The following is a 20946-nucleotide window of genomic DNA, read 5'->3' on the forward strand; positions in this document are numbered from 1 at the left end:
ACAGGACCGAAACTACACGGGTGCGAAAGATCACCGGGGTGAGCCGGGCCCGGGCAGTAGTGTTTTCGAGTATGGCGACGAGCGGCGTTTCGATTGCGGAAGAGCTACGCGCGGCACTCGACGGCCCCTGGCGTGAGGTGCGCGAACAAGCTCGAACACTCCTCGACGATGATCGGCTGTACGGGGACCCGAGCCTCGACATCAAGGCGGCCCGGGCCCGCGTACTGGAACAAATGAGACTCGTGGCCTCTTTCGGCTGGGTCGAACGCGGATTCCATAGCGCCAGCGGCATCCCCGGCGACCCGGGCGCGGTCGTCACCGCGCTCGAGATGCTCGCCTACACCGATCTGTCGCTGTGGGTGAAAAGCGGTGTGCAGTGGGGTCTTTTCGGTGGCGCGGTGGAAAACCTCGGCACCGAACGGCACCGCGAATACATCGACGATCTGATCTCGCTGGACCTGCTCGGCTGCTTCGCCATGACCGAAACCGGCCACGGCTCAGATGTGGCGAACCTGGAGACCACCGCCACCTACGACCCGGCGACCCAAGAGTTCGTGGTGCACAGCCCAACTCCGTCCGCCCGCAAGGACTACATCGGCGGCGCGGCCGAACACGCCCGCATGGCAGCGGTTTTCGCGCAGCTGATCACCGGCGGCGAGAGTCAAGGCGTGCACTGCTTCCTGGTGCCCATTCGCGACGAGGGCGGCTCGGACCTGCCCGGCGTCACCACCTCCGACTGCGGCCTCAAGGGCGGACTGCCGGGCGTCGACAATGGCCGAATCATGTTCGACCAGGTGCGAATTCCGCGCGAGAACCTGCTCAACCGATACGCCGACGTCGCACCGGACGGCACCTACAGCTCCGAGATCGCCAACCCCAGCCGCCGCTTCTTCACCACCCTCGGCACCCTGGTGCGCGGGCGCGTGAGCGTCGGTGGCGCGGCGGCCGCGGCGGCGCGCGTGGCCCTGAGCATCGCGGTCCGCTACGCCGAACAGCGCCGCCAATTCGCCGACCCGGACACCGGCGAGGAGACCCTGCTGCTGGACTATCGCAGCCATCAGCGCCGACTGCTGCCGCTCGTGGCCCGTTCCTACGCACTGGCTTTCGCGCAGAACGACCTGGTGCGTCGCATGCACCTCGTGCAGACCGGTCAGGACCTCGATCCGCTGGCGCAGCGTGCGCTGGAGAATCGCGCGGCCGGTCTCAAGGTGGCCCAGACCCGGCACGCCACCGCGGCCATCCAGGAGTGCCGCGAAGCCTGCGGCGGCGCGGGCTATCTCACCGAGAACCGCCTGGTCACCCTCAAGGCCGACACCGATGTGTTCACCACCTTCGAGGGCGACAACGTGGTCCTCACCCAGCTGGTAGCCAAGGACTTGCTGACCGCCTATGCGGAGGAGGTCCGCGACCTCGACGCCATGGGCTGGGTGCGCTTCGCCGCCACCACCGCCCGCGATGTGGTGCGCGAGCGTTCCGGTGTGCGCCAAATGATTCAGCGCCTGCGCGACCGCGGCGACGAAACCGTCGACGAGGGCGACCTGTCCCGCCGCTCGGTCCAGCTGCAACTCTTCGCCGACCGCGAGGACTACCTGACCCGCACCGCCGCCCACCGACTGCGCGCCCGCGCCAAGGAAACCGGCCCCTTCGAGGCCTTCAACAATGCCCAGGACCACATCCTCGCCGCGGGCACCGCCCACATCGAGCGCATGGTCCTGGAAGCCTTCATCGACGGCATCGCCGAGATCGAGGACGAGGACGCGCGTGCCCTCGCCAACACCGTCTGCGACCTGTACGTCTACTGGACCCTCGAACAGAACCAGGCCTGGTACATCATGCACCGCTTCATGTCGGTCGAACGCGCCAAGGCCGTCCGCCGCGGCGTCAACGAACTGGTTGACCGCCTCCGCCCCCAGGCCCTCACCTTGATCGAAGGCCTCGGCGTCCCGGAAAACATGCTCCGTGCCGCCATGCTGGATTGAGTCCAAGCACCCAACCATCCACCGGCGTCCAACCACGCACTGGCAACCAACAACGCACTAGCGCGCCCTTCCCGTCATCCCGGCGTGCTTTTGGCCGGGATCCACCCTGCGCGTATGGATTCCGGCCGAAAACGCGCCGGAATGACGAGGCGCTGCCGTCTCGCGAGTGGGCGGCATGCGCTGCGCGTGGCAATACTGGACCGACTCGATACCTCGCCCACAATGAACCTTCTTGCCCGTCAGCATCGTTGAGAGGGTGTTCACACCACCTCTCAGTCATGCCGTCGGACCCAGGAAGTGATCGATATCGACCCGCGCAATCGGGGGGATCGCAATGCGAGGGGAATCGTGGTCTCGGGGTGCGGTCGGCCGTGCGACGGCGAGGCCACGTGATGATCGACAGGCTGATCGGACCGGCGTTGCGGACGCCGAGACTGGTGCTCGTCCTGGTCGGGATCGGGTTCGTGGTGTGCGCGGCGCTCGGATCACAGGCGGCGGGGCGGCTGTCCAATGGCGGGTTCGTGTCGACCGACTCCGAATCGGCGAGGGCCGCAGACATTCTGGGCCGTGACTACGGGATGTCGGGTGCGCAGCTGGTATTCACCATCGAATCGCCCGGCGGTGCGGCCGGTCCCGCGGCGACCACCCGGGGCAGGAGGATCGCGCAGCAGCTCGCGGGGGACCCGCGGGTTTCCGGGGTGATGTCGCCGTGGACCGAGCCGATACCGAACAACCAGACACTGGTCAGCAGCGACGGCCGGATCGGGTTGATCGTCGCCACCGTGCGCGGCGATGAGAACTCGGTACCGGCCGTCGCCAATGAACTGGCGGCCGAATTCACCGGCAGCAGTGTCGATGTCGCTGCCCGCGGAGGCGATGCCGTTGTCGGCCAAGGCGATGCGTCCGTCGGCCAGGGCGGCGACCTCACCAACCGCCAAGGCGGTGTCACCGGGCCTGCGGGCGAGGTCACCGTCCGGGCGGGTGGGCAGGCCATGGTGTGGCGGGACACCGGGCAGCAGACACAGCGCGACCTGGCCCTGGCGGAGGCCATCGCGCTGCCGCTGACCTTCCTGCTGCTGGTGTGGTTCCTCAGAAGCCCGGTGGCAGCGCTCATTCCGTTCCTCACCGGGGTTGTCGCCATCGCCGGTACCAGCGCTGTGCTGTACCTGATGACCTTCGCCGTGCAACTCTCGGTATTCGCGTTGAACATCACCACCGCCATTGGCCTCGCCTTGGCCATCGACTACTCGCTGCTGATCATCGGACGCTATCGGGAGGAGATCGCGCGGGGTCGGGACCGCACCGAGGCGTTGACCGTGGCCATGAGGCGCGGCGGCCGGGCCGTGTCGTTCTCGGGCACCACCGTCGGCATCGCACTGATCGGAATGTTGTTCTTCCCCATGGCCTTCCTGCGCTCGCTGGCCTCGGCCGGGCTGGCCGTAGTGGTCTTGTCCATCGGACTGGCCCTGACCATGGTGCCCGCGCTGCTCGTCCTGCTCGGCGACCGCATCAACCGAAAACCCTTGCGGGAGGCAGCCCCTGTCGAATCCGGTCTGCTGTACCGGACGGCGCGCGGTGTGCAACGGCGACCCGCGATGTGCGCCCTGCCGATCCTGGCCCTGCTCCTGCTGCTGGGTTCGCCCATCGTCGGACTGCGGCTGGGCTTGCCCGACGACCGGGTGCTGCCCGGCACCCTCGAGTCCGGTCGAGTGGGCGAGGTGCTGCGGAATCGCTTCGACGACAATGCGACCGGGACCGTGCAGGTCCTCGTGCGCGCCCGCGGCATCGACGTGAGCGCCTACGCCGCTGCGCTGTCGCGCGTGCCGGACGTCCAGGCGGTGGTCGCCCCGACCGGCACCTACGCCGACCAGACCATCGTCGGCCCCGGCGATCCCACCGCCGTCGGACCCGACACCGTGCACCTGACCGTCGCCACCCGCCTCGACCCGTATTCCACTGCGGCACAGCGGCAATTGAACGCCCTGCGCGCGGTCGGCTCACCCGCGCCGGTGCTGTTCGGCGGCCTCGCGCAGCAGGCCGAGGACGCCGGACAGGGCATCGCGCAGGGTCTCCCGAAGGCCATCGCGTGGATCGCGATCATCACCTTCGTGTTGTTGCTACTGCTCACCGGCAGCGTGGTGCTGCCGGTGAAAGCGCTTGTCCTCAACACACTGTCGCTCTCGGCGACCTTCGGGGCCCTGGTGTGGATCTTCCAGTGGGGTCACCTCGGTGGGCTGGGCGTCCGCACCACCGGCTACACCATCGGGACCCTGCCCGTCCTGCTGTTCTGTGTCGCCTTCGGCTTGTCCATGGACTACGAGGTCTTCCTGCTCGCCCGCTTCGCCGAGGAATGGGAGCACTCGGGCAGGACCCGCGCGGACAACGACAATGCCGTCGCCCTCGGAATCGCCCGCTCGGGCCGCATCGTGACCGCCGCGGCCGCGCTCATGGCCGTTGTCTTCGCGGGCATCGCCACCAGCGGCGTCACCATGAACCGCATGCTCGGCGTGGGCCTGGCCTTGGCGGTCCTCATGGACGCCACCCTGGTGCGCATGGTGCTGGTCCCGGCGTTCATGCGCGTCATGGGCACCGCCAACTGGTGGGCTCCCGCCCGCTCGCGTCCACTCCTGGAACGGGCAGCGCTGCGAGAGTGACCACGCCCCTGCGAGAGTGACCATGGCCCTGCGAGAATGACACGGTCGTCGTCGCTATCGTGCAGGCGTGACCAGATCGACCGCCCCGGCCCCGGTGACGCCCGACGCTTGGACCCGCCGCGCCACGCTGCCCGCCATCGTCCTGGCAGGCCTGCTCGTGACTGTGCTTGTGCCGCTGTCGTTTCCCCCGGGCGGCGGGTCGACGAGTGTGGATCTGACTCTCGAGCGGAATATCCACTCGGCGCTGGACGCGCACCGGTGGGCGTACTCGGTGCTGGTCTTCCCCAGCAACAACTACGTGGTCCTGCCGCTGCTGGTCGCCTTCGCCGCGTGGTTCGCCTACCGCCGCCAGTGGTGGCGGGCCGGATTCGCGGTGGTCGCACCGGAGTTGGTCGTGGCCGTGAATACCTTTGCCCTCAAACCGCTCTGGGATCGCCAGCTCGATCACTACCTGGCCTACCCCAGCGGCCACACGGTCCAGTTGGTCGCCGTCGTCACCGCGTTCGCCTTGGTGAGCGAATCCACCCGGGTCCGCACGACGACCGTCATCGTGATGATCGTGGTCCTCCCGGCCGTCATGATCGGCATGGTCGGCTTCGGATACCACCATCCGACGGACGTATTGGGCGGTACGGCAGCCGCCGTCTCACTCGTGACAGCCCTGTATCTACCATTCCGCTATTTCACGGCTACGCCAGCGGCAGAGCAGCTTTCGCGCTGAGATCAGAGCGTGGACCACGTCAAGGCGAGGAAGAACCACACCGCCCACAGGAACGCGACAATGAACCCGAGCGTCAGCATGACCCGCATGAACCCGCGCCCCACCTCGACCCGATCGCTGCGCCGCGGATAGAGCTTGCGCGGGCTGAACCACGGCTCCGGAATGCGCAATCCGCGCCCGGCCGCGGCCTGCTCCCGCTCGAGCCGCGCCTGCTCCTCCGCGTACGCCTCGGCCTGCGCCTGCTGCGGTCCGCCGTGCCACAGCGACACATCCACCGGCCCCAGGAAACCCTCGTTGATCAGGTCCTGCGGGGCGGGCAGATACGGCAGGATGCCCAGCCCGCGGAACGCCCACGCCACATCATTGGCCGACCACTGCGGCCGTCCGCGCGAGAGCAGGCTGGTGAAGTGATCGCGCAGCGCCCGCTCGTCGCCCAGCATCACGTGGAAGCTCGGATCGCTCCACAGCTGCTTGACATGCAGATTCGACCCGGGCGGCGGCACCACCAGGACGATGCCGTGAATCACGCGCTGCCCGAGGCCGCGCTCGGCCAGCCAGTTCTGCAGGGCGAAGGTGTGATCGCGGGACTTGTCCAGCGGGGTGCGCTTGTCGCCGCCCTCGAAGGAGATGATCCGGTCGGCGACCCGCCAGGGACCGTTGACCGGGACCTCGAGCTCGCCGTCGAGCTTCTCCGAGAGCGCCTCGGCCTCGATCACCACGCAGCTGGTCGGCGTCCACACCACCGCGTCGAACGGATGCAGCTGATTGTTGTGGAACAGACTGCAATTCACGGTCGCGACGCCCTTGGGATCGGTCGCGCCCTTCCAGGTGCGCAGCCAGTCGATGAGCACCTTCTCGGCATGGGTACCGGCCGCGTTCTGCACTCGGACGAGCATCGGCTCTCACCTTCCTCGTCGGATCGATACCGGGAATGGTACGGGCACAACGCCCCAAACTACCGCCGGGCACGCCGCCGCGCTCAGTTCACGGGCAGGGCCGGGTCCGTCGGGTAGTCGGTCGGGAAGATCGGCAGCCGCAACGCGCCCGGCGCGAAGTCCGGCACGACCGCGTGTTTGGGCGTGACCGGAGTGATGCGACGGTACGGCGCGCCCAGCTCCGGACGCGGGTCGGCCTCGTTTCGATTGGGCCAGAACGCCATTGCGCGCTCGGCCTGCGCGGTAATGGTCAGCGACGGATTCACGCCCAGATTGGCCGTCACCGCCGAACCGTCGGCGATGTGCAGGCCCGGGTACCCGAACACGCGCTGATACGGGTCCACCACACCGCTTTCCGGGCCCTCGCCGATGACGCAGCCGCCAATGTAGTGCGCGGTGGCCGGGATGTTGAACACATCCATGGCGAGCATCTGCACGTCGCCGTCGACCTTCTGGCCGAACCGCCTGCCGACCTCGTGCGCGAGTGGAATCCAGGTCGGATTCGGCTTGCCCGTGCCCTGTTTCGTCTTCAGCTGCCCCCACCGCCGGAACGAGGTCAGCGAATTGTCCAGCGACTGCATGACCAGCAGGATCACCGACTTCTCCGACGCCCGATGGGCATTGAGGCTGCGCGCGAACACCACCGGGTGCAGCACCATGGCCAGCAGGAACCGCAGGAACCGGAACGCGCCGCCGTCCACCAGCGGAACCGACAGCGGGAACAGGCCGTTCTGGCCCATGCCGTAGTGACACACCTCGATGTGGGTGTCGGGCTCGGGATGGATCGAGGAGGTGATGGCGATGCCCTCGGCGAAGTCGTCGCGCGCCTTGCTCACCACATTGAGAATCGCCTCGGAGTTCGACCGGGTCAGCTCGCCCAGGCGCGGCGAGAGATTCGGCAGCACACCCTCGTCGCGCATCTTGTGCAGCAGCTTCTGGGTGCCGAGCGCGGCCGCCGCGAACACCACCTGCTCGGCGGTGAACACCTTGCGGCCCTTGCGAATCCAGCGATCCGACCGGGCCGTCTCGATGGCGTATCCGCCGCCGGTCATGGGCCGCACCTTGGTGGCCGTGGTCAACTCGAACACGTGCGCCCCGGCCTGCTCGGCCAGGTAGAGATAGTTCTTGGGGGTGGTGTTCTTGGCGTTGTGCGGGCAGCCGGTGAAGCAGCGCGCACAGTGGATGCACCCGCTGCGCCGCGGCCCCGCCCCACCGAAGTACGGGTCGTCCACCTCGACACCCGGCTCGGCCTCATTGAAGAACACGCCCACATTGGTGGCGTGGAAGGTGTCGGCGACCCCCAGATCCTCTGCCACGGAACGGATCACGTCATCGGCGGGCGTCATGCGCGGATTCGGCGCGACACCCAGCATGCGCTGCGCCTGGTCGTAATAGGGCGCGAGCTCCGAACGCCAGTCGGTGATGTGCGCCCACTGCTTGTCGGTGTAGAACGCGGGCAGCGGCTCGTAGAGGGTGTTCCCGTAGATCAGCGACCCGCCACCCACCCCGGCGGCGGAGAACACCGCGCACTTGCCCAGCACGCTGATCCGCTGCGTCCCGGTCAGCCCGAGCCGCGGGGCCCAGATCGACTTGCGCACATTCCAGTTCGTCTTGGGAATGTCCTCGGCGTTCCAGCGGCGTCCGGACTCGAGTACGGCCACCCGGTAGCCCTTCTCGGTGAGCCGCAGCGCACTCACGCTGCCCCCGAACCCGGAACCGATAACAACGACGTCGTAGTCGAAGTCGGGCATGGTCATTCCTCTCGCTGCTCAACCACGGTATGAGAAGGATTACACACAAATCTCTCATTTGGGGGTTCGGGGGCGAAGCCCCTGAGAGCCCCCGAGAGTTGGGGTTGCGCCATAGCTGTTCGGTCGTCGGCAGGCGAGGCGGCGTGGCCGGATGGAGATGCCGCGGTGATTGCGGTAAGACCGGTCTGTGACTACCGAGCGGAACACCGAACCGGTCTACAGCGACCGGATATTCACGGTGCCCAACATCCTCAGTGTGCTGAGGCTCATCGGCGTCCCGGTGTTCCTGTGGCTGCTGCTGGTCGAGAAGGCCGACGGCTGGGCCTTCGCGCTGCTGGTCGCCAGCGGCGTGACCGACTGGCTCGACGGCAAGCTGGCCCGGCTGCTCGATCAGTCCTCGCGGCTGGGCGCGCTGCTGGACCCGCTGGTGGATCGCCTCTATCTGCTGGCGACCCTGGGCGGCTTCCTGATTCGCGGCATCCTGCCCTGGTGGGTGGTGGTGATCCTGGTCGGTCGCGACGCGATCCTGACCGTCACCCTCGGCATCTACAAGCGCCGCGATCTGCCCCCGCCCGACGTCATCTACCTGGGCAAGGCCGCCACCTTCGCCCTCATGTCCGCTTTGCCCTGGTTGCTCGCGGGTCAGATGGACTGGGCCGCCGCGGGTTTCGGCCGCGCGTTCGGTGGGGCATTCTTGATCTGGGGCACGGCGGTCTACGTCTGGACCGGAATCCTCTACCTCGGCAAGGCAGTCGCCGTGGCCCGAGCGATACCGCCCGTGCCGCACCATGATCACTCCCGATAGGGTGTGCGGCGGACGGATCGACGACGATCCCGAGAGGAACGCCCGTTGAAAGGACACTGCCTGTGACCGCAGTACCCGAGGATTTGCGCTACTCCGAAGAGCACGAGTGGGTGAGCAAAGTGGGTCCGACCCGGGTGCGGGTGGGCATCACCGATTACGCGCAGTCGCAGCTGGGTGACGTCGTGTTCGTGCAGCTGCCCGCGATCGACTCCGAGGCTCCGGCCGGCGAGAGCATCGCCGAGATCGAATCCACCAAGAGCGTTTCCGACATCTACGCCCCGCTCGCCGGGAAAGTCGTTGCGGTGAACGATCTTCTGGACGCCGAGCCCGAGACGGTCAACTCCGACGCCTACGGCGACGGCTGGCTCTTCGAGCTCGAGGCCGACTCCGCCGAAGCGCTCGACGCGGCGCTCGGAAAGCTCCTGGATGCCGCAGGTTATCAAGGAGTTATCGGAGGCTGAAGGAGCCTTCACAGTTCTACCTGCACGGGTACGCCCTGGCAGGGTACGGTCAATGCCAACAGAAGTGCGCGCAGCCGGTGCCCGGTATATCCGGACCTGCCCGAGGCGGGAAGCGGCCGGAGTGCCGCATCGCTGAGGGCACCAATTGCTTGCATGGATTATTCGGTTCGAGGAGGAGAGCAAGGGTGAGCGAGAACAAGGACCCGGGTTACCAGGAAACGGCAGCAGAGACCACTTCGGTGTTCCGTGCCGATTTCCTGAACGAGGTCGAGACGTCGCCGCGCACCGAGACAGGCGAGCAGCCGGTTCAGGGGGTCGAGGGTCTGCCCGCGGGCGCGGCCCTGCTGGTGGTCAAGCGCGGTCCGAACGCCGGTTCGCGCTTCCTGCTCGACCAGCCGACCACCTCGGCGGGCCGCCACCCCGACAGCGACATCTTCCTTGACGATGTCACCGTCAGCCGTCGCCACGCGGAATTCCGCCAGGACGACGACACCTTCCAGGTGGTCGATGTGGGCAGCCTCAACGGCACCTACGTCAATCGGGAGCCGGTGGATTCCTCGGAGCTGCAGAACGGCGACGAGGTCCAGATCGGCAAGTTCCGCCTCGTCTTCCTGACGGGCCCCAAGCCCGCCACGAGCGATTCGGCTCTATAGGGCCGAGCGGAATGACTGGCGCAGCGCAGTGGACGCGCGGAGGCATGTCGATCGGCTCCGTGCTGGATCTCCTGCGTCCGGATTTTCCGGACATCACCATCTCCAAGATCCGATTCCTGGAGTCGGAGGGCCTGATCAGCCCGGAGCGCACGCCCTCGGGGTACCGCCGCTTTCACGTGGCCGACGTCGAGCGCCTGCGCTTCGTGCTGACCGCGCAGCGGGATCAGTACCTGCCGTTGAAGGTGATCAAGGAACAGCTCGAAGCGATCGACAGCGGGGCGGCGACGCTCGGGGTCCGGGAGGCCCGGGCCCGGGCGAACGCCGTGGGAGGGGTCGGGGCCATGCCCGATTCGACATCAGCGTCGCCTGACGCCATGTCCCCCAACGGGGGCGGCCGCCTGCGGCGGCTGAACGCGGTGCCCGGTGAGGTGTCGCCCGAGGAGCTTCGGTTCGATCACGAAATCCGGATCACCCGGGCGGATCTGCTCGACCAGGCGGGCATCGACGAGAAGTTCCTGACGGAATTGATTCGCGCCAACCTCATTACGCCCGGTGCGGCAGGCTATTTCGACGGCGACGCCGTCACCCTGGCCCGCACCGCCAAGGCCCTGAGCGAATTCGGTTTGGAGGCAAGGCATCTGCGCGCCTTCAAGCTGGCCGCCGATCGCGAGGCCGCCATGGTCGCCCAGATCGCGGCCCCGATCGCCAAGAGTCGCGACGCGGACGCCCGCGCTCGCGCCGAGGAGACGGTGCGCGAGTTGGCGGCGCTGTCGCTGACCCTGCACACCTGCCTGGTGAAGACCTCTGTGCGCGCTTCCCTCGGCGGCTGAAATCTTCGCCTAGACTCGGTATTACAGCCGGGGGCTGGCGGCCGGTGTGGATTTGGGAGGCAGTGCGATGAGCGAAATGCGTGTGATCGGCATCCGTGTCGAGCAGCCACAGAATCAGCCCGTGCTGTTGCTCCGGGAAGTCTCCGGTGATCGCTACCTACCGATCTGGATCGGTCAGGCCGAGGCCACCGCGATCGTGCTGGAGCAGGAGGGCGTGACCCCGATCCGCCCGCTGACCCACGATCTGATCAAGATCCTGATCAAGGAGCTCGGTCACACCCTCAAGGAAGTGCGGATCGTGGATCTGCAGGAGGGCACCTTCTACGCCGACCTGGTCTTCGAGAACGATCTGCGCATCTCGGCGCGGCCCTCGGATTCGGTGGCCATCGCGCTGCGGGTGGGCTGCCCGATCTATGCCGAGGAGCCGGTCCTGGAAGAGGCCGGGCTGGTCATGCCGGACGAGCGCGAGGACGAGGTCGAGAAGTTCAAGGAGTTTCTCGAATCGGTATCTCCCGATGACTTCAAGGCCACGGACAGCTGACCAACTCCTGACCTGGCGATGATCCTGGGTTGATCTCCAAACGAGACAAAACCGTGTCTCTACCTCAGGTTTAGGTTTAAAAACACGCGCCCGGTGATCCTTGGATGGACCCGATTCTCCCGCAACAATCAGGGGAGTAGCCTCGATTGTTAGGCCAACGCTCCAGAGTCGATTGACAGAGCCCAGCCCTGATAGGCACGCAGTAAGGGAGTAGTCAGTGGGAGATCAACCGCAACCTCAGGATGTGGTGCAGCCAGGGCTGTTCCCCGATGACACGGTGCCCGACGAACTCGTCGGCTACCGTGTGCCCAGTGCTTGCCAGGTGGCCGGAATCACCTACCGCCAGCTCGACTACTGGGCCCGCACCGGACTGGTCGTCCCGTCCATCCGCAGCGCCACCGGATCCGGCAGCCAGCGTCTGTACTCGTTCAAGGACATCCTGGTCCTCAAGATCGTCAAGCGTCTGCTCGATGCGGGCATCTCGCTGCAGAACATCCGCATCGCCGTGGATCATCTGCGCAGCCGCGGGGTCGAAGACCTCGCCGGAATCACCCTCTTCTCCGACGGCACCACGGTCTACGAGTGCTCCTCCGCCGAGGAAGTGGTCGATTTACTGCAGGGCGGACAGGGCGTGTTCGGTATCGCGGTCAGCGGTGCCATGCGCGAATTGACCGGTGCCATAGCCAACTTCCCGGCCGAGCGCGCCGAGGACGGCAGCACCTCCGAGCGTCCGGAGGACGAGCTGTCCTTCCGCCGCAAGGCCCGGATGAGCAAGACCGGTTAGACACAGCCGTTTACGAATGCGCGTCGCCCTCGGGAGGCGCGCATTTTCGTTGCCCGATGTGCTGCTCGGTGTGAAACGGAGCCCAGGCAACATTGTTGTAACCTGGGTCCCCTTAAACTGGCGAGTGCGTCGCAGCCGTGCGGGAGAGTTCCGGGGGTAGCCTCGGACGCCGAAGGAGCAGCACCTCCCCGTCAATCTCTCAGGCACAAGGGACCGTGCGGAGTTTCGGCGCCTCTGGAAAGTGGTGGCCGCGCGTCACCCGCCCATGGTGAAAGGGCAACGGCCGCAAGGTCGGGGCCCGAATCTCTCAGGCATCGAGGACAGAGGGGGAGGGCAGACGTAGTGTCGGCCTCCGGGTCGACCCCGCCCACCCCAATGGAGCAGCCGTGATCTGGACTCGATCCTTCGCCGACCGCCACATCGGCCCCGACAGCGGTGAGACCGGCCGCATCCTCGAGACCGTGGGCGTCGAGTCGCTGGACGAACTCGCCACCAGGGCCGTGCCCGCCAGCATTCTGGACGCGCCCGAGGGCAATGGGCTCAATGCGCTGCCCGCGGCCGTCTCCGAGCACGAGGCGCTCGCCGAGCTTGCGGCGCTTGCCAATTCGAATACCGTGGCCACCTCCATGATCGGGCTGGGGTACTACGACACGCTCACCCCGCCGGTGCTGCTGCGGAATCTGGTCGAGAATCCGGCCTGGTACACCGCGTACACGCCCTACCAGCCGGAGATCAGCCAGGGGCGGCTCGAGGCGCTGCTGAACTTCCAGACCATGGTGGCGGATCTGACCGCGATGGAGGTCGCCAACGCGTCCATGCTGGACGAGGCGACCGCGGCGGCCGAGGCCATGACGCTGCTGCAGCGGGCGAACCGTAAGAGCAAGTCTTCGCGGCTGTTGATCGACACCGATCTCTTCCCGCAGACGCGGACGCTGCTGTACACGCGCGCCGAGCCGCTGGGGATCGAGATCGTCGAGGCCGATCTGGCCGAGGGTGAACTGCCCGAGGGTGAGTTCTTCGGTGTGATCGTGCAGCAGCCGGGCGCGTCCGGGCGCATCGTGGACTGGGCTCCGGTCATCGAGGCCGCACACGCGCGCGGTGCGCTGGTGGCGGTCGGCGCGGATCTGCTTGCGCTGACGCTGATTACGCCGCCCGGTGAGCAGGGCGCGGACGTCTGTTTCGGCACCACGCAGCGTTTCGGTGTGCCGCTGGGCTTCGGCGGCCCGCACGCGGGCTATCTCGCGGTGCATTCCGCGCATGCGCGACAGCTGCCGGGCCGACTGGTCGGTGTGTCGGTGGACGCGGACGGCAACCTCGCCTACCGGCTCGCGCTGCAGACCCGTGAGCAGCACATTCGCCGGGAGAAGGCGACCTCGAACATCTGCACCGCGCAGGTGCTGCTGGCCATTCTGGCCGCCATGTACGCCTCGTATCACGGCGCGGACGGGCTGCGGTCGCTGGCACGGCGGGTACATGGACACGCGCAGTGGCTGGCCGCCGGGCTCGGCGATGCGGTCGTGCACCAGAGCTTCTTCGACACCGTGCTGGTGAACGTGCCCGGTGGTGCGGAAGGCATTGTGGCCAAGGCGAAGGGGAGCGGCATCAATCTGCGGCTCGTCGACGCCGATCATGTGGCCATCGCGTGCGATGAGGTCACCACGGACGCGCATGTGGTCGCCGTGCTGGACTGCTTCGGCGCGGAGATCCCCGTCGGCCCCGAGGGCGCGCTGTTCCACGGCAAGCAGCGCCCGCACATCGAGGTCCGCACCTCGGAGTTCCTGACCGCCCCGGCGTTCACCAAGTACCGCACCGAGACCGCCATGCTGCGCTACCTGCGCGCGCTCTCGGACAAGGATATTGCCCTGGACCGCAGCATGATTCCGCTCGGCTCCTGCACCATGAAGCTGAACGCGGCCGCGGAGATGGAGGCCATCACCTGGCCCGGCTTCAACCGGGTGCACCCGTACGCGCCGGTCGAGGATGCTCCCGGACTGCTGAAGCTCATCGACGACCTCGAGGGCTGGCTGTGCGCGGTCACCGGCTACGACCGGGTTTCCCTGCAGCCCAATGCCGGTAGCCAGGGCGAGTACGCGGGTCTGCTCGCGATTCGCCGCTACCACCTGGATCGCGGTGACGCGCACCGGGATACGTGCCTGATCCCCTCGAGCGCGCACGGCACCAACGCGGCCTCGGCCGCCATGGTCGGCATGCGGGTGGAGGTCGTGAAGACCCGCCCCAACGGCGATATCGATCTCGACGACCTGCGCGCCAAGATCGCCGATCACGCCGAGCGACTGGCCTGCATCATGATCACCTACCCGTCCACGCACGGCGTGTACGAGCACGAGGTGGCCGAGCTGTGCGGTCTGGTGCACGAGGCGGGCGGCCAGGTGTACGTCGACGGCGCGAACCTGAACGCCCTGGTGGGCCTGGCTCGTCCGGGCAAGTTCGGCGGCGATGTCAGCCACCTGAACCTGCACAAGACCTTCTGCATCCCGCACGGCGGCGGCGGTCCGGGCGTCGGCCCGGTCGCGGTGCGCGAGCACCTGGCCAAGTACCTGCCCGGCGATCCCCTTGAAAAGGGTTCGCACGCGGTGTCTGCCGCCAAGTACGGCTCGGCCTCGATCCTCCCGATCACCTGGGCCTACATCCGCATGATGGGCGCCGACGGCCTGCGCCGCGCCACCCTCACCGCCATCGCCTCGGCCAATTACATTGCCCGCAAACTGAACCCCCACTTCCCGGTCCTCTACACCGGCGACAACGGCATGGTCGCCCACGAGTGCATCCTCGACCTGCGCGAGATCACCAAGCAGACCGGTGTCACCGTCGACGACGTCGCAAAGCGCCTGGCCGACTACGGTTTCCACGCCCCCACCATGAGCTTCCCCGTCGCGGGCACCCTCATGGTGGAACCGACCGAAAGCGAAAACCTCGAAGAACTCGACGCTTTCATCGAAGCCATGATCGCCATCAAGGCCGAAATCGACGAGGTCGCCGCAGGCACCTGGCCGGTGGACGACAACCCCCTGCGCGGCGCTCCCCACACCGCGGAATGCCTGGTCGGCGAATGGACCCACCCCTACACCCGCGAAAAGGCCGTCTACCCCATGGGCATCAAGCACCCCCGACCCAAGGTCTGGCCCTCCGTCCGCCGAATCGACGGCGCCTACGGCGACCGCAACCTCGTCTGCTCCTGCCCACCCCTCGACACCTACACCGACTGATCCCACCTGATCGCTCGGAAACGCAAGCGCCCCACCGGTTCCCGCAACCGGTGGGGCGTTCGTCGTTGTGCACCGGCAACCGCTGCCCGTTGTGACGCGCCCGGCTGGCTCGGCCGCCGGGGTGGGTGGCACGGAGCTCACATCATCGGATACGACTGGAGGAAGGTGGTCCAGAATCTGGTGGCGTCATCGAAAGGCGTTGCATCCCAGCGGTTCATATCCTCTTGGATGATTTCCTCGACTTCAGCCCAGTCGTAGGGCGTCGGGTCTTCCTCGGGACCGGGTCGTTCGACCTCTACCTTGTACACCAGGTATGCCAGCGACGAGAGGTCGCGGTGGATCAACTCGAATTCCACCTCGGCGTCCGGATCCGACACCCATATGGTCCCATCGGCGGGGCGAACGTAGAGCATGGCGTGGAACAACAGCCCCAACGGCTGCAACTCTCCAACCGGTGTGACGGTCGGCATCGAGTCGATATCGGCAACGAACTCCATATCAGCGCTGGCAGCATCCCGCTCGGCCACCTCGGCCGACATCCGAAACAGCCCCCGCGAGTACGGTATCCCGAACGTCACCGCAAACTCGACCGCATCCCGCGTCCTCCAGACCCGCTCCGCGAAGTCACCCCGAAACCTGAGCATCTCCCCCGGCGGCAGACTCCCACGAACCGCCTCCCAGTCCACTCCAACCAGCATTCGCCCTCCCCTCCCTACGATCGTGCCGACGCGGCAAGTGGCTTGACCCACCGCGACCATTCGGGTTGCGGCGCATAACCGTTGGCCTTCCAGACGCTCTGCCCGAGATCATTCTCATCGAGCACCATCGCGTCGGCGCGCGTCCCTCCAAGTCGAGCGAATCGTTGCTCCGCAGCGCGGATGAGCACCCCTCCAACACCCCTACGGCGGCAGCCAGGCGCGACCGCCAAACGGTAAATATGACAGCGCCAGCCATCCCACCCCGCAATCACCGTACCCACCAACTCACCAGCGCCCTCGCCTTCGTCAAAGGCAAGAATCAACGCTTCGGGATCGCGCCGTATCAGCCCTTCGATCGCAACAACAGAATCGGCCGGCCGGTGCGCATCTTCCGCAGCCCTGCCCCAAAACTCGAGAACAGTACCGGCATCGTCGAGGTTGGCTGCGCGGAGAACGATCGTGGACACCCGGGCAGTCTAAAAAACGCACCGTCGAGCGGCGCACCCTGGAGTGGAATTCGGGCACATCACCAGACATCAGCGAATTCGACCGCGCCGAACTCCATCTCAGCCTGGAGGACGGCTGCTGCGATCTCGCTGTGATCGGTATCGGAGATGCACTCCCACTCCGCATCGCAGTAAAACAAGTACACCTGGGAGCTCGAGTCGTACTGAGCGATCACCAGGCGTGAGAAGTCTTGAACGAGGCGACCATCTACCCAATGCCGCGTCCTGCCAGTGGGCGTCAAGCCACGGATGTCCGCAACCTTCAGGACCCGTGCCCCATCGATGAACGGGGGAACATCTATCACGATCACATTGTCGCCCGAGCGTGCCCGGCTGGCGAATCAAGACGTGCAACTCTGCCGCTCGGTCAGGAAACCTGCTGCGGCACTTGCCAACTCACCGACTAGCGTTGTTATGGGACTGGTATCCGCACGGCTATGCCGAGTGCGTGCCATTCCGGGTTGCGTCCTCGCGCCGGTGCGGGGTTTCGCGTTACCGTCGCGTAGGAGTGAAAGGGGACGCGAATGAATCACATCCGGAACTTGTCCGAGCGGCGGGAGTCGGCGCTGGAGCGGTTGCGGTCGAATACGGACAATCTTTGGCTCGCGACGGCTGATGGGGTGCGGGGGCCGCACCTTATACCCGTGTCCTACTGGTGGGATGGGGCTCGGCTGCTGACTTCGACATTCGACGGCAGTCGGACGCTGCGGAATATCGAGAATCAGCCGCGGGTTCGGGTGGCACTGGGTAGCACGACCGATGTTGTCATGATCGACGCGGTGGCGAGCATCGTTGCCCGGACGGACGTCGATGACGCGGCGGCCGAGGGTTACGCCAGGGCATCCAGAATTCCCCGCTCTACCCCGGGGTTCACCTACATCTACCTGGTGCCGGAGCGGATCCAGGTTTGGCGCGGGCCCGCCGAATTCTCCGGGCGGACCGTCATGCGGGCGGGTCTCTGGCTCGACGAGCCGGTCGACTGAGCCTGGCGCCGAACGTCGAAGCGCCCCACGGGTTCTCGCAATCCGTGGGGCGCTTCTCGGGTGGCGTGGTTCAGACCTTGGCGGGTTTGTAGGTGGCTATGGCCCAGATGACTACTACGTCTAGGGCGATGATGAGGAGGGACCAGGCTGGGTAGTAGGGGATCCAGAGGAAGTTTTCGATTATGGAGAGGGAGGCTAGGACTAGGGCGGAGGTGCGGCCCCAGGTGGTGCCGGCTAGGAGGCCGATGGCGACGATTATTTCGATTGCGCCGAGGATGATGTGGATCCAGCCCCAGCCGGTGGTGTTGAGTTTGTAGATGTAGTCGGAGGTGACTACCAGGAGGTTGTCGGCGGCTACGGCGGAGATGCCCTGCAGGATCGACAGGACGCCGATGACGATCAGCAGGATGCCCGCCGCGACGGATGTTCCGGCGGCGACGTCCTGCTTCAGCGAGGAATCGTTACCACTACTGTGTGCCATTCGCTGAATATGCCACGGGTTTGCTGGCCGCGCCGGAAGCGCGGCCCACGTGTTGCTCGAACGGTGGAGCGCTGGAGTCGACCCGGTTATGGGGTGGTCAGGGCTTGGGAGACCGCAGTGCCGAACGGGAGGTCGGCGGTGGTGTTGACCTTGGTGTAGGTGCCGCCGGTGCGTTGGGTGAGGGTTTGCAGGGTTTGGGTGCCGGGGCCGTTGATCACGATGACGTCGATGCGGATCGGGTGGGCGGGATCGGTGGCGGCGGCGATATCGGACAGGAGTTGATCGCCGGTGACGGGGGAGTCGTCCTCGGGGCCGTCGGTGATCAGCAGGATCGAATTGGTGCGGGCGTTGGCGTAGTTGGCCAGGACGTTCTTGTAGGCGGCCTCGAGGGTGGGGTAGGTGCGGTCGGGCTTGGACTGGCTCGCGGTGACGGTGGTCAGGGCCTGGCTGATGGCGGTGCGCTGGTCATTGCTGAGCACCGCCGTCGGGGCCAGCACCTTGTACGGGTTGTTGCCGTCGAGGTTCTTGGAGTACTCCCAGACCCCGAGACCGAAATCGGGAGGCATGACGCCCATCGTGGACTCCAGTGCCGCAACGGAATTGGCGAGCCGGGTGCCGTAGCCCTCGGTCGCGGACATGGAGGAGGAGACGTCGAGCAGGACGGTGGCCTGCACGCCCAGCACCGGGTGCGCGATGATCTGATCCACCTTGGCCAGTACGGATTTCGCGGGGACCGGGGCAGTGGCCGGGGGAGCAGCGCCGAAACCGTTGTCGGTGAACAGCTTCGACTGCTCCGGGGCGCGCAGGAAATCGGCGAACAGACCCGCGACGAGATTCTGGGTCTGGTCCACCCAGGCGCCGGTGAGCTCGGCGGCGGGGTAGTCGGCCACCGGGCCCGCGCCGTCGGGACGGAAGGCGGTCAGGCCGACGCGGGCTCGGATCTGCTGTTCGGTGGCGGCGACCGCGTGCAGGGGCGCGTTGGCGTGGTCGGTCGCGGCGGCGAGATCGGTGAGCGCGGCGTTCACGTCCTTGGCCGGGGGCGCGCCCGCCGCCAGCAGGGAGATGGCGGACACGACCTGCCCGGTGGCGACGGCCTTCTCGTCGAGGGGATCGGTGCCGGAGACGCCCGAGCCGACCGCGGTCGCGATGGCGAGCGACGGATCGCCCGCGGGCATGGCCAGGCGCAACTTCCCCGACGACCCGAGGCCGACATCGGCCAGCGAACCGCTCTGCAGCTTCGGCAGATCCGACCAGTGGATCTTGGCGGTCTCGAGCGCGCCGCGCAGTTCATCGTGCACGGCCAGGGAGATCGGGCTCACGGCAATCGGTGCCGGGGTGCCCGCGATCAACCCGGGCACGCGCATCTGCTCGACCGAGCGCGACGACGCCGGAATCCACAACGCGGGCTGTGGACCCAACGCCGGATCCCACGGCTTGTTGGAGGTGAAGGCCGCGACCATGGCCGCCGACGGCTGCGCGGTCACGCTCACCTGCGCGCAGTGGTCCCGGACATGCGGTTTCGTGGCATTGAATCGATCGGCGGCGGACTTGACCGGGGTGAGAATGTCGGGGTCGACGGTCACATTGAGCGTCGCGGTCCCCTCCACGCACGACGCGGCGGCCCGAGAGTCCCGCTCCTTCGCCCGCTCCGATAACCACGCCCACCCGACGACGGCGAGCGCTAGCACGATCACCGCGCCAATTGCGATAACTGGTCCCTTGCTGACACCTCGTGACCCGCCCGCGGCGCGATGAGTACCCACGATCGATCAGTGTATGTTGACGCCCCGGTAGCCACCTGTACCAGGCGGTTACGCGCAATCCGACCGGCACGAAAAACGGCGGCAGCCCTGAAGACTGCCGCCGTCTCGGGTCAATCCCGAATCATTTTTCCGCGGTCGTACTCGTGCCCGCCCCACACACCGGACTGGCCGGTGCGGGCGGCGAACTCGCCGCATTCGCGGCGGATCGGGCAGGACTCGCAGATCGAGCGCGCGTAGTCGAAGTCCTGCGACGGGTACGGGAACCACGCCTCGTGGTTCGGGTCACCCTTGCAGGCGGCGTGCTGCCAGTAGTCCTTCGAGTCGGAGATGGGGAGCAGATCCGCCAGGGTCGGCTCCCGAAGTGCAGTGTTCGTCATCGGATCTCGCTCCTTTCATGTCCGATCACGCTGGGTGGGTTTCCTTGGTTCAGGACGCGGCCAGTTCCTTCCAGACCTGACGCTGCGTCCGCTCTCTATCGTTGGGCGCCTTGGGCTCCCACAGCAGGCGCATCCCGGCCTCCTCCGGAGTCCGGTCCGCCTTGTAGGTATTGCAGGGCCCGCACGCGGCGATGAGGTTGGCCCAGGTATTGGGCCCGCCCTTGGACCGCGGACGGATGTGGTCGACGGTGCGCGCCCAGCCGTTGCAGTACCCGCAGCGGTAGCGGTCACGCCGCAGGATCCCGGGCAGGGTGGCGCGGCTGTGGTCGTCGTGCACGAGGATCCGGTGCTCGAGGTAGATGTAGCGCTGCAGCCGGATGGTTTCCGGCAGCACGATCTCCAGGTGCTTGGAACGGATCGGGAAGTGCGGCTCCCGCTCGGTGACGGTCTCGGCGGCGCCGCTGAGCAGCAGCACCACCGCGCGTTCGGCGCGGATCGTGGTCAGCGCCTCGTAGGAGGCGTTGAGCAGCAGCACTCCGGTGTCCATCCAGTTGTCGGTGGTTATCTCCGGGTCTTCGGCATGACGGAACAGCATGGGGGTCACCATGTTTCGTGAAAGGGATCGAACAGGAAGGAAGAAGGGGCCGCTCTTACGCGCGCGTCTGGAGACGGCCCATGGGCCGCTCGTCGCCGCGCAGTCGATCGCCGCGCTTGGCACTGTCGGTAATCAAGCCGTCTCCTCCTTCCTGCTGGTCACGACCGTCGCGGTCGTTTGATCTTCGGTGAAAGTCATGGTG

21 protein-coding genes and 1 riboswitch are annotated in these 20946 nt (G+C 66.8%); of the genes, 12 read left to right on the top strand and 9 right to left on the bottom strand.

Annotated elements, in window-relative coordinates; genetic code table 11:
• The first annotated feature begins 71 nt into the window (after positions 1-71).
• The 3 genes from VMT65_RS22790 (at position 72) to VMT65_RS22800 (ending at position 5354) form a co-directional block, all read left to right on the top strand.
• Positions 72-1979 (top strand): acyl-CoA dehydrogenase family protein, encoded by a 1908-nt coding sequence (locus tag VMT65_RS22790; RefSeq protein ID WP_326310395.1) that lies wholly within the window; start codon positions 72-74, stop codon positions 1977-1979.
• A gap of 392 nt (positions 1980-2371) precedes the next feature.
• Complete coding sequence (locus VMT65_RS22795) at positions 2372-4633, top strand: MMPL family transporter (RefSeq protein ID WP_326310396.1); 2262 nt, start codon at positions 2372-2374, stop codon at positions 4631-4633.
• 67 nt (positions 4634-4700) lie between these two features.
• Positions 4701-5354, top strand: coding sequence for a phosphatase PAP2 family protein (locus tag VMT65_RS22800; protein WP_326310397.1), 654 nt, complete (start codon positions 4701-4703; stop codon positions 5352-5354).
• Between the two features lie 2 nt (positions 5355-5356).
• On the opposite strand, the gene VMT65_RS22805 is transcribed toward VMT65_RS22800, so the two are convergent.
• Complete coding sequence (locus VMT65_RS22805) at positions 5357-6250, bottom strand: nuclease-related domain-containing protein (protein ID WP_326310398.1); 894 nt, start codon at positions 6248-6250, stop codon at positions 5357-5359.
• 83 nt (positions 6251-6333) lie between these two features.
• Entirely contained in the window at positions 6334-8040 is a 1707-nt protein-coding gene (locus VMT65_RS22810) for a GMC family oxidoreductase (protein ID WP_326310399.1), read from the bottom strand.
• Between the two features lie 187 nt (positions 8041-8227).
• On the opposite strand from VMT65_RS22810, the gene VMT65_RS22815 reads away from it, so the two are divergent.
• The 7 genes from VMT65_RS22815 to gcvP all read left to right on the top strand — a co-directional run bounded on the left by VMT65_RS22815 (position 8228) and on the right by gcvP (position 15341).
• Entirely contained in the window at positions 8228-8845 is a 618-nt protein-coding gene (locus tag VMT65_RS22815) for a CDP-alcohol phosphatidyltransferase family protein (protein ID WP_326310400.1), read from the top strand.
• A gap of 62 nt (positions 8846-8907) precedes the next feature.
• The gene (gcvH, locus tag VMT65_RS22820; RefSeq protein ID WP_326310401.1) at positions 8908-9306 is read left to right on the top strand and encodes a glycine cleavage system protein GcvH; all 399 of its coding nucleotides are present in this window, start codon (positions 8908-8910) and stop codon (positions 9304-9306) included.
• A gap of 185 nt (positions 9307-9491) precedes the next feature.
• Positions 9492-9959, top strand: coding sequence for a glycogen accumulation regulator GarA (garA, locus tag VMT65_RS22825; protein WP_326310402.1), 468 nt, complete (start codon positions 9492-9494; stop codon positions 9957-9959).
• 44 nt (positions 9960-10003) lie between these two features.
• On the top strand, positions 10004-10789 hold the full coding sequence (ftsR, locus tag VMT65_RS22830; protein WP_326310403.1) for a transcriptional regulator FtsR: 786 nt from the start codon (positions 10004-10006) through the stop codon (positions 10787-10789).
• A 67-nt stretch (positions 10790-10856) separates the two neighbouring features.
• Positions 10857-11330 carry a bifunctional nuclease family protein gene (locus tag VMT65_RS22835; protein ID WP_040807814.1) on the top strand — a complete coding sequence of 158 codons (474 nt, stop codon included), beginning with the start codon at positions 10857-10859 and terminating at the stop codon, positions 11328-11330.
• A 217-nt stretch (positions 11331-11547) separates the two neighbouring features.
• Positions 11548-12114, top strand: a complete 567-nt coding sequence (locus tag VMT65_RS22840) for a MerR family transcriptional regulator (RefSeq protein WP_326310404.1) — start codon at positions 11548-11550, stop codon at positions 12112-12114.
• Positions 12115-12244: 130 nt separating this feature from the next.
• A riboswitch (glycine riboswitch) is annotated at positions 12245-12340 on the top strand.
• A 160-nt stretch (positions 12341-12500) separates the two neighbouring features.
• A complete protein-coding gene (gcvP, locus tag VMT65_RS22845; RefSeq protein ID WP_326310405.1) occupies positions 12501-15341 on the top strand; it encodes an aminomethyl-transferring glycine dehydrogenase in 2841 nt (946 codons plus the stop codon).
• 137 nt (positions 15342-15478) lie between these two features.
• Here the strand turns inward: gcvP and VMT65_RS22850 are convergent, their stop codons facing one another.
• The 3 genes from VMT65_RS22850 to VMT65_RS22860 are packed head-to-tail and all read right to left on the bottom strand — an operon-like array spanning position 15479 to position 16850.
• On the bottom strand, positions 15479-16039 hold the full coding sequence (locus VMT65_RS22850) for an SUKH-4 family immunity protein (RefSeq protein WP_326310406.1): 561 nt from the start codon (positions 16037-16039) through the stop codon (positions 15479-15481).
• Positions 16040-16053: 14 nt separating this feature from the next.
• Positions 16054-16506 carry a GNAT family N-acetyltransferase gene (locus VMT65_RS22855; protein ID WP_326310407.1) on the bottom strand — a complete coding sequence of 151 codons (453 nt, stop codon included), beginning with the start codon at positions 16504-16506 and terminating at the stop codon, positions 16054-16056.
• A gap of 59 nt (positions 16507-16565) precedes the next feature.
• On the bottom strand, positions 16566-16850 hold the full coding sequence (locus VMT65_RS22860) for a hypothetical protein (protein WP_326310408.1): 285 nt from the start codon (positions 16848-16850) through the stop codon (positions 16566-16568).
• Positions 16851-17069: 219 nt separating this feature from the next.
• On the opposite strand from VMT65_RS22860, the gene VMT65_RS22865 reads away from it, so the two are divergent.
• Positions 17070-17528 carry a pyridoxamine 5'-phosphate oxidase family protein gene (locus tag VMT65_RS22865; RefSeq protein WP_326310409.1) on the top strand — a complete coding sequence of 153 codons (459 nt, stop codon included), beginning with the start codon at positions 17070-17072 and terminating at the stop codon, positions 17526-17528.
• Positions 17529-17598: 70 nt separating this feature from the next.
• On the opposite strand, the gene VMT65_RS22870 is transcribed toward VMT65_RS22865, so the two are convergent.
• From VMT65_RS22870 to VMT65_RS22885, 4 genes are all read right to left on the bottom strand, one after another.
• Positions 17599-18009, bottom strand: a complete 411-nt coding sequence (locus tag VMT65_RS22870; protein ID WP_326310410.1) for a DUF7144 family membrane protein — start codon at positions 18007-18009, stop codon at positions 17599-17601.
• Positions 18010-18095: 86 nt separating this feature from the next.
• A complete protein-coding gene (locus tag VMT65_RS22875) occupies positions 18096-19772 on the bottom strand; it encodes a VWA domain-containing protein (RefSeq protein WP_326310411.1) in 1677 nt (558 codons plus the stop codon).
• 110 nt (positions 19773-19882) lie between these two features.
• A complete protein-coding gene (locus tag VMT65_RS22880) occupies positions 19883-20149 on the bottom strand; it encodes a WhiB family transcriptional regulator (RefSeq protein WP_326310412.1) in 267 nt (88 codons plus the stop codon).
• A gap of 49 nt (positions 20150-20198) precedes the next feature.
• A complete protein-coding gene (locus VMT65_RS22885) occupies positions 20199-20744 on the bottom strand; it encodes an HNH endonuclease (protein ID WP_326310413.1) in 546 nt (181 codons plus the stop codon).
• Between VMT65_RS22885 and VMT65_RS22890 the strand changes: the two genes are divergently transcribed.
• On the top strand, positions 20743-20925 hold the full coding sequence (locus VMT65_RS22890; protein ID WP_326310414.1) for a hypothetical protein: 183 nt from the start codon (positions 20743-20745) through the stop codon (positions 20923-20925). The genes VMT65_RS22885 and VMT65_RS22890 overlap by 2 nt on opposite strands.
• Positions 20926-20946 lie beyond the last annotated feature (21 nt).

It is taken from the genome of Nocardia sp. CDC153 (genome assembly GCF_035818515.1).
GTDB lineage: Bacteria > Actinomycetota > Actinomycetes > Mycobacteriales > Mycobacteriaceae > Nocardia.

Bases quoted from the DNA above. Each gene is read 5' to 3' on its own strand.
- VMT65_RS22790 (WP_326310395.1), top strand. From the start codon at position 72: ATGGCGACGAGCGGCGTTTCGATTGCGGAAGAGCTACGCGCGGCACTC.
- VMT65_RS22795 (WP_326310396.1), top strand. From the start codon at position 2,372: ATGATCGACAGGCTGATCGGACCGGCGTTGCGGACGCCGAGACTGGTG.
- VMT65_RS22805 (WP_326310398.1), bottom strand. From the start codon at position 6,250: ATGCTCGTCCGAGTGCAGAACGCGGCCGGTACCCATGCCGAGAAGGTG.
- VMT65_RS22810 (WP_326310399.1), bottom strand. From the start codon at position 8,040: ATGCCCGACTTCGACTACGACGTCGTTGTTATCGGTTCCGGGTTCGGG.
- ftsR (WP_326310403.1), top strand. From the start codon at position 10,004: ATGTCGATCGGCTCCGTGCTGGATCTCCTGCGTCCGGATTTTCCGGAC.
- VMT65_RS22835 (WP_040807814.1), top strand. From the start codon at position 10,857: ATGAGCGAAATGCGTGTGATCGGCATCCGTGTCGAGCAGCCACAGAAT.
- VMT65_RS22850 (WP_326310406.1), bottom strand. From the start codon at position 16,039: ATGCTGGTTGGAGTGGACTGGGAGGCGGTTCGTGGGAGTCTGCCGCCG.
- VMT65_RS22865 (WP_326310409.1), top strand. From the start codon at position 17,070: ATGAATCACATCCGGAACTTGTCCGAGCGGCGGGAGTCGGCGCTGGAG.
- VMT65_RS22870 (WP_326310410.1), bottom strand. From the start codon at position 18,009: ATGGCACACAGTAGTGGTAACGATTCCTCGCTGAAGCAGGACGTCGCC.
- VMT65_RS22880 (WP_326310412.1), bottom strand. From the start codon at position 20,149: ATGACGAACACTGCACTTCGGGAGCCGACCCTGGCGGATCTGCTCCCC.
- VMT65_RS22890 (WP_326310414.1), top strand. From the start codon at position 20,743: ATGGGGGTCACCATGTTTCGTGAAAGGGATCGAACAGGAAGGAAGAAG.
- VMT65_RS22885 (WP_326310413.1), bottom strand. From the start codon at position 20,744: ATGCTGTTCCGTCATGCCGAAGACCCGGAGATAACCACCGACAACTGG.